Source organism: Aquisalimonas sp. (genome assembly GCF_007120195.1).
GTDB lineage: Bacteria > Pseudomonadota > Gammaproteobacteria > Nitrococcales > Aquisalimonadaceae > Aquisalimonas.
In genome coordinates this window covers 1-7,952 of the sequence record NZ_SKOG01000277.1, presented here as the reverse complement: position 1 = coordinate 7,952, position 7,952 = coordinate 1, and the positions used below count along the sequence as shown (strand labels likewise).

The 7,952-nt window shown below is 62.7% G+C and carries 8 protein-coding genes and 1 tRNA gene; 6 read left to right on the top strand and 3 right to left on the bottom strand.

Annotated features, from left to right (window positions below):
• From QZT63_RS18940 to QZT63_RS18920, 5 genes are all read left to right on the top strand, one after another.
• Positions 1-1,521, top strand: a 1,521-nt coding sequence (locus QZT63_RS18940) for a helicase C-terminal domain-containing protein (protein ID WP_290653459.1), incomplete at its 5' end; no start/stop codon positions are given.
• A gap of 1,043 nt (positions 1,522-2,564) precedes the next feature.
• Positions 2,565-3,761, top strand: a complete 1,197-nt coding sequence (locus QZT63_RS18935; protein WP_290653458.1) for a GNAT family N-acetyltransferase — start codon at positions 2,565-2,567, stop codon at positions 3,759-3,761.
• A gap of 234 nt (positions 3,762-3,995) precedes the next feature.
• Positions 3,996-4,325, top strand: a complete 330-nt coding sequence (locus QZT63_RS18930; protein WP_290653457.1) for a hypothetical protein — start codon at positions 3,996-3,998, stop codon at positions 4,323-4,325.
• A gap of 250 nt (positions 4,326-4,575) precedes the next feature.
• Positions 4,576-5,067 carry a nucleoside deaminase gene (locus tag QZT63_RS18925; RefSeq protein WP_290653455.1) on the top strand — a complete coding sequence of 164 codons (492 nt, stop codon included), beginning with the start codon at positions 4,576-4,578 and terminating at the stop codon, positions 5,065-5,067.
• Positions 5,068-5,082: 15 nt separating this feature from the next.
• Positions 5,083-5,159 (top strand) — tRNA-Arg (locus tag QZT63_RS18920).
• A 38-nt stretch (positions 5,160-5,197) separates the two neighbouring features.
• Here the strand turns inward: QZT63_RS18920 and QZT63_RS18915 are convergent.
• The 3 genes from QZT63_RS18915 to QZT63_RS18905 form a co-directional block, all read right to left on the bottom strand.
• Positions 5,198-5,629, bottom strand: coding sequence for a type II toxin-antitoxin system VapC family toxin (locus QZT63_RS18915; RefSeq protein ID WP_290653453.1), 432 nt, complete (start codon positions 5,627-5,629; stop codon positions 5,198-5,200).
• On the bottom strand, positions 5,626-5,874 hold the full coding sequence (locus QZT63_RS18910) for a type II toxin-antitoxin system VapB family antitoxin (RefSeq protein WP_290653452.1): 249 nt from the start codon (positions 5,872-5,874) through the stop codon (positions 5,626-5,628). The genes QZT63_RS18915 and QZT63_RS18910 overlap by 4 nt, the downstream gene beginning before the upstream one ends.
• Positions 5,875-6,584: 710 nt before the next feature.
• Positions 6,585-7,031, bottom strand: a complete 447-nt coding sequence (locus QZT63_RS18905) for a recombinase (protein ID WP_290653451.1) — start codon at positions 7,029-7,031, stop codon at positions 6,585-6,587.
• A 367-nt stretch (positions 7,032-7,398) separates the two neighbouring features.
• Here QZT63_RS18905 and QZT63_RS18900 point away from each other — a divergent pair, with 367 nt between their 5' ends.
• Positions 7,399-7,662 (top strand): phage integrase N-terminal SAM-like domain-containing protein, encoded by a 264-nt coding sequence (locus QZT63_RS18900; protein WP_290653449.1) that lies wholly within the window; start codon positions 7,399-7,401, stop codon positions 7,660-7,662.
• The last annotated feature ends 290 nt before the right edge of the window (positions 7,663-7,952 follow it).

Below are 7,952 nucleotides of genomic sequence, written 5' to 3'. Positions count from 1 at the left end.
TGCCTGGGAAACAAGTGCCCGAAGTTCAACGCCTGCCCGTACTTCATCGAGCGCGGCCGCCTGCGCGCGGCAACGGTCATCATCGCCAATCACAGCCTCGTGCTGAGTGATGTCTCCCTGGGCGGCGGCGTGCTGCTACCGCCGCTTGAGGAGACGCTGCATATCGTCGACGAGGGCCATAACCTCGCGGAGGTCGCCACCAGTCACAACAGCTTCGCGCTGGAGGGAAAGGCCGCCCGGGAGTTGCTGAGCAGCCTCGCCCGCGACGCCCTGAACGTCGCCGAGTCCGCCATGCCGGCGAACCGCGTCGAGCGCACTGCCCGCAAGCTCGCCGAGGCCGGCCGCGAAGCCCAAGCTGCATTGCGTGACTTCTCCCACGCCATGGACCGCCATCTGCGCGAACACGGCGAGCACCGCAATGACGGCACCCTCTACGGGCTGCTCGACGGCGAGGCCTTACCCCCGGCCGTGATGACGACCGCCGAGCAGTTGGCCGCCACCGCGAAGGCGCTCTCCGGCGCCGTTGAGACCCTCCACGCGGGCGCGCAGGCGCGCATCAGTAGCGGCGAACTCTCTTCAGGGCTCGGCAACAAGCTCCAGGAGCGCATCGGCATGCTGCTCACGCAACTCGAGAGCATCCTGGGGGTGGCGCGGGCGTTCGCGCAGCCGGATGCGACCGATGCACCCCCGGTTGCACGCTGGGCCACCCTGGGCAGCGATGGCGTCAACGCGCACGCCTGCCCAACCTCTGCGGCGGCTTGGCTGCATAGCCAATTCTGGTCGAAGGTCGCCGGTGCCGTGGTCACCTCGGCTACACTCGCCGCCGGCGACGACTTCACGCGCACCCGCATCGAACTGGGCCTGCCGCGCAATGCGTTCGAGCGCCAACTCTCGTCCCCGTTCGACTTCCGGCAGATCAGCCGGCTGAATATCGTGCGCCTGCCGGCGAGCGCAAGTGATCGCGACGCGCACACCGAGGCCGTGATCCAGGAGCTGCCACAGCGGGTCGCCCTGGACGAAGGCACCCTGGTTCTATTCACCGCCCGCCGGCAGATGCAGCGCACCGCGGACGCGCTGCGGGCGAACTGGGGTGATGCACTGATCTGCCAGGGCGACGCCTCCCACCAGGAGGTACTGCGGCGCCATCGGGCGCGCATCGAAGCCGGGCAGGGCTCGGTGCTCTTCGGCTTGGCGTCGTTCGCCGAAGGCGTGGATCTGCCCGGGGCGCTGTGTCGGCACGTCGTCATTACCAAACTCCCGTTCGCTGTGCCCGACGGCCCGGTGGACAAGACGTACGCCGACTGGCTGGAGAAGCGCGGGCGCAACCCCTTCATGGAAGTTGCCGTGCCCACCACCGCCATCAAGCTCAAACAGCAGTGCGGGCGGCTCATCCGCAACGAGGAGGACTTCGGGACCGTGACGCTGATGGACGAGCGTGTGCTGACCAAACGCTATGGCCAGCTCCTGCTGGCGGGGCTGCCGTTCCCGCGGCACGTGGAGGAGGGAGCATGCCAGGCGTGAGACGGCTTCAGTCGGCGGTCCCCGACCCGAAACGGCCGGTCGGTTGCTTACGGAGGAGAGGGGGCCGCTTTTGGGCCTGTGACAACGTCAATGGATGCCGCTCACCGTGAAAGCGGATGTCGTACCGAATCCGGTATCAGTAGCTCATCTCGGTCCGTCGGTTGTACCGTCGAGTGCGGCTCACACGGGGCAACTCCTCCCGCAGCCTCGGTCGCTTCTTCTCTGAGGCCATGATTTAGCGTCCGCCATGACTCCCTGCTCAAATCTACAGTATCATCACTTGAGCCGAATGCGGAAGTCACGCGATTCCATCGCCAGTATCAATCACCAGCAGTTCTCATTTTGCCGATCTTCCGTTGGCCCTGGCTCCCGGCGGTCCCTCCCGCGGTGGCATGGAGGCGGTCATACTGCTAGCGGTGGATGCCAAGAGCAGGGACTCGTCACCGATGCTGACCGAGGGGCGTAGGGTGCATTAGCGCCAGCGTAATGCACCGTCAAACGAACCGCGCCGCAGGCGCACAAGCGCAGCATGAGTCGTTCGCCTGCGGCGCTGTGTTATCGACGGCGGATAACGCTGCGCTAATCCGCCCGGGTACGGCGTGTAGCCATGCCATGGCACTGGGTCCGATCGAAGGGTGTGGCATTAGCGACAGCGTAATGCACCACTATCCGCTGCGCGCCGACGCCCGAGAGGCCCTGGCTTCAGCGCCATAATTAGAATTGCTGATCAATCACACAATCCGAGCATTGGGTACAACCGGTGGCCGAAGTTTAATCCGGACGCCGAACATTAGGCATGACAACGAGGCAGCTGATCCCCCCACCTGGCGGGAACAACAAGAATAGCAACCTATCTCGCGCGTGGTGGGCGTGTCGTCGTGCTCGGCGCCGCTGCCAGCCTCGCGCTTGGCGGCTGCGCCATGATCGAACCGGTCCGGTCAACGGTGGCGGTTCGCGATTATCGCTCCGACCCCATCGTCGAGACGCAGAATTTTCATGGCCCCGGCACACGGCGCTGGGAAACCGCGGAGCTGCGCACCACCTTGGCGTTCAGTTTTGCCGACGGCGCCGGCAGCACCGGCGCGGCCGATTGCGTCCAGCGGCAACGGCTGCCTACCGCGCGGCCCAAGCCCGGGGACACGGCGTCGGACTCGCTGCGCTGCGGGCTGAGGATTGACCCGCAGCTGCCGGAATGGCAACTCGCGCTCGAGCGCGCCGCCGACGGGGCATTGACCGGCAGCCTGACTAGCGGAGAGAAGCAGATCGACCTCGCGCTGACCGGCCCGGCCGGGCCGGCGCTGGCGCCGCATGCCGTGGCGTTCCTGCACGATGGCGCGACGCTCGCGAGCCTTGACCTGCGTGATGGCGAGGCGAGCGACCTGCAAGCGCTTGATAGCAACCTCCGCGGCGCCATTGCTGGTGCCATGCTGGCACTGCGAGCAAGCAGCGGCCCACCGCTCTGGCCGCTGCCCACGCTTCCCATGCCGCCGGAACTCAGGCTGGCGCCCGAAGCCGAAGTGCGGGTCAGCAGCCGCTTTCTCGGCGACAGCATCCGGGTCGGCAGCTACCGCTCGAACCGGCCGAGGAGCTCCGAGAGGCAGTCCGCGTGGATGGGCGAGACTGCGTATTCCAGTCAAGGGGAACAGGGTTCCACTGTAAGAGAGAATAGATTCATGGTAATTCGTTCTAAACGCATCGTAATGAGGCCCGTGTGCGAGGGTGACGCCGAGTCGCTTCTCGGAGTCTTCCGAAACCCGGCGGTGCGTCAGTATCTGCTCGACGACACTCTGGTTTCCATCAAATGGGTTCGAGCCGAGATTGCTTCAAGCAATGAGCGATTCGCCGCGCTTGGCGTGGGTCTATGGGCGATACAATGCGTAAACGCCACCAACATCATAGGCTTTGTCGGTTTCCGAGACTTCTTCGATCCGCCGCGACTTCAGTTACTCTATGGTCTCCTGCCGCAGTATTGGGGACGAGGCCTCGCGACGGAAGCCGCGGAGCGAGTGTGTGAGTACGCTTTTTCGTCAGGCTTTGCTCGAATTGAGGCCGCAACGGACGCACCCAATTCACGGTCCATTGCAGTGCTCAACCGGTTGGGTATGTTGTTTCTGGAATCCTCGGGCGACGCGCACCATGGAAGTGTTTTCTATGAGATTGATCGTGTCGGTTGGTACCACATGCAGGGCAAGACCGAACGACAACGGCATGCAGTCGACACCGCAAAGCGGCGCGACTGATGTCCGGCGCTAGGTCGCGCCCCCGAAAGACGGTGGCGCGCGGCTCTGCTGGGCGCGGCCCGGAGGCGCGGCGGGGTCAAGGGCATAGTGGCGACCAACCGGCGACGCCCTGACTCGTGCAAAACCTGCACAGCAGCAGTCCGTGCCGCTTCTATACGACTTCGAGGATGCACATGGGGAGCCGGACCTCCGTTTATATGTGTCCGAACCTACGCCGTGCCACGTGTTGGTCATATGGCTGACCATCCAACCACTCCAGATGGCCGCTATTTTGTGGTAAGAGGTCGCCTATGGCGCACCTCGAACCCAGACTTAGGCGAAGCCGAGCGCGAGCGCCTGGTCAAGGAGCTCATGCGCCTGCGCAACCGCATCGGGCAGGCAATGCGTGAGGAGAATCGCGTGACGGAAAATGAAGCACGCAGGCGCCTGCACCAGGTCAAGGTCGCCCTTGGTGAGAGAGGACCACCATGGTGGAGGGATGGGACTCCGGATTACAACCGGCACAAGGTGCGCAACACGCCTTACAGGAAGTGGTACGAATCGTTGGTCGGCAGCACCGATTAACATCGAACAAGATCAAGGTCCGCGCGTCACCAACAGTCCCTCGCGCAGGCTCACGAGAACGCCGGCCGTCTGGTCCACACGCTTGCCGACCAATACGCTACGCTGGGAGTGTCGGACTGCGCGAATCGCCTGGCCGCAACGCATGGAGTCTCGCAATGAACGTCACTGCCCACTCGCTCAGGGCATTTTACGGCCGCGCCTTTGGCATCACGTGGGGCGTGCGACTGGCGGACCGTAGGTGCACGAGAGAATGACGCAGCACGCCCCGGACCCACCGGCTATTTGGGCGGCGATGCGTACGCTCGTGCAGGAGACCGGGGTGCATGTCGAGGGCGGCGGTCTCCCCTTCGGTGCGGCGATCGTCACGCCGGACGGGCACATCCTGGCAATCGGCTACAACCGGGTCAGCCGCGATCACGATCCCACGGCGCATGCCGAAATCATGGCCATCCGCACGGCATGCAGGCAGCTGCGCCGGACCGCGCTCGACGATCATCTGCTCCTGGCTACCGGCGAGCCGTGCGGGCTGTGCGCCGCTGCCGCCCGATGCTCGGGTATCGCAGGCATCTATTACGCCCTCGACCGGGATGAAGTGGCCGCATACGGTTTCGACTATCGCGAATCCTATCGATCAATTCCGAAGCAACTCGATCGAGCAGGCATACGCGTGCATCGGCTGGAGCCAACCGACCGGCACGCGCCCTTCGAGGCCTTCTCCAGCCGCCATGCTGGCGGCTGGTAGGATGACGGGCATGATGCGCCCGTAGCTCAACCGGATAGAGCACCAGGCTTCGAACCTGGTGGTTGGGGGTTCGAGTCCTCCCGGGCGCGCCAGCTTTCCTGAGATGGCGTCACTGTCGTTCGCCGAAGAGCTAGCGCTCCTGCACGCCCGGGGCAATCCACGGATTGATCAGATCCAGCTCGGTGTCACGAAAATCGGCGACGTTGCGGGTGGCAAGCGAGGCGGCGTGAACCCGTGCCGTGGCGGCAATCATCCCATCCGGGATGGACATTGGAAGACCGTTGCGGGCCGCTTCGCCCATGAGTTCGCCGTAGTGCATCGCAGCGGCTTCGCCAAATGAAAAGATCCGCCCCTTCAAGCGATCGCGCCAAGCGACCAGCCCGCGCGCGAGCCGCTTTGCCCGGTTGTGCGGCCGCACTCGTTCGATTCCATAGGCGAGCTCGGCCAGCGCCACCGCCGGAAGCGCCAGTTCGGCATCATGCGCAATCAGCCAATCGATAACCAGTGGATCAGGCGAGGGCTTGAGCGTTTCGGATACGACGTTGGTGTCGAGAAAGATCACAGGTCCAGACCGCGGTGCGGCTTTCGATTCGCCTCGATCAAGTCATCCAGATCGCTGTCGACCGCGCAGGTCTCACGCAACTGGCGGTAGAACGCTTCTGCCGGAGATGCGTTCGCATGCTTCGCCGCGTACTCTTCCAGTGCCAGTTCCACGATGCTTGCAACCGTCCTGCGTTCTCGTTGAGCAAGACGATGGGCGAGTTCACGCGCTTTGGCACTTCGGATTGAAAGCTGTGGCTTGGCCATAACCGGCACGCCATCGGGAGACTTGGCTTGCCGTTAGGGTATCCAGAATGCCGGCAAGCCGTCAATAGATGGCTGGATGGCTCACGAAGATGGATGTTCGCTGGGCTGCGGCAACCACTCACGCGGATCGATCCAGCGATAGCCGGCTTCGCGAGCCAGCTGTGGTTGCCAGGGGGGCGGATTGAGGACCAGCGCGAAAGCGGTGGAAGTGCCACCGCACCCTAACGTGACTCGGGCAGCGCGTTCTGCGGTAACGCTGAATGTGACGGGACAGAAGTCAGCAGACGGCATAGTAGTCAAACGCTCACCGTAATGGGCGAGACACGGTCACGGCCTAAACCTGCGGTAACGAGAGCGACCGGCGAGTCTCACCGGCAGTCATGCACCCGACCGGGCGAAACGGTCTTGGCAAATCCTCGTGTAGCCAGCGTTGAAGGTCGCCATTGACTGGTGGTCCTTGGAACTACAGAGGAACGCCCCGCGCGGACCCGCATCCAGGGTGTTGTGGAGGCCGGGGAAGAATTGCCCCCGGCTATCGGATTATGGACTTTGCACGCTTCGGAAATCGCTCAGGATGCTCGATGATTTCTTTCGTCAGATCAAACGATGGCGCCCAGCCGCGCTTGAGGGCGAGGACTTTTCGCGGCAGCAAAAGGCCGCAGCTGTCAAGCGTCGGACTGCAGCGCCCTTGTTATGCCTACTACGATCCTTTACCACCGCCACACATCCTCCAAATCTACGGATGGATCATCATACCGCTTCACCGTCTCGACCCAATCGGGCAGTTGCTCCTTGATCACTTCTTTCAGCTCCTTAACCGCAACGGGCGTCACATGGCCCCGCTCCGCCATGAAATCGTAGAATTTCTTCAAGCTCGCAGCATTCGACCTTATGCTTGTTTCGTTAGCCCACATCGCTTTCCGGATGAACCAGTGCCCCAGGAAGAACCGAACTTCGTCAACTCCTTCCGCCGGCCTTTTTGGTTCCTCATATAATAGAAACTCGTTAATGTAAAAATCGATATTCCCTCGATGTTTCTTTACGGTCGATTCAGATAGCTTCTTTCGGTTGAGCCATGACTCAAATGCCTCCAGCACTTCCGTATTTTCTGCCCGGATAGCCTGGGACTCACTTTCATAATCTGTGTGTCGATTCATTGGTCACCCTGTTAGGCATAACAGTGAAGCATTTAAACAGTGATTGAATCGCCTTCACGATGATTCAATCACTGTGACGGCGCGGTATCGACCCGCCGTCGGCGGCTCTCGGCGAATTTTCGTCGCCACGATAAGAGGTTACCGCGGCGTCAAGATGCAACGCTACCAATCACTTGGCTGCGCGTTTCTGTGTGGCAATCATACTGTACAAAAGAGCACAAACCATGGAGGCCTTTAAGTCAATGGTAATGTGAACAACGCCCACGCCGACCACGCGATGTCGTAAGGGACGCCATGCATACGCGGCGCTACAGCCCGCGCACCGAGAAGAACTACTGGTACTGGATTCGTTATTTCACCCGGTTCCATGCCATGCGTCACCTGCCGCGCACTGCAGGAGGCTCACGTTCAGGAGTTTTCAACCTGGCTTTCTGTGGAGCGCCGGGTCGCAGCCTCGACGCAGAATCAGGCGCTGAACGCGGTGGTTTTCTTGTACGACAAGGTCCTGGATCAGGCGCTTGGGGGTATCGGTCACGTCGTCCGAGCTCAACGCCGCGGGCGACTGCCGACCGTGTTGAGCCATGGCGAGGCCATGGCCGTGAGCAGCGCACGCCGGCCCCTGAGCAGATAGGCGAGCCGGGTGCGGCGCGCCGGCATCGTGATTCGACCTTGAGCGTGGCGGACCAGCCCGGCCAGGGCCTTGAGCAGGGTGCTTTTCCAGCGGCCGTTGGGCCCGAACCATGGCGGTCAGGGAACCCGGTGCGCATTCGCCGCTCACGCATCACCCCCGCCGATACAGCTTCTGCGTCCAGGCCGTACTCGTTTTGGTCCGATGAATGGAGCCGCCCGCCTCGCGCCGGCGTGACCGCCGAAGGGGGAGCGCATGTTTGACGTCGAGGCTGCAGGGCCATTGTTGGCCGT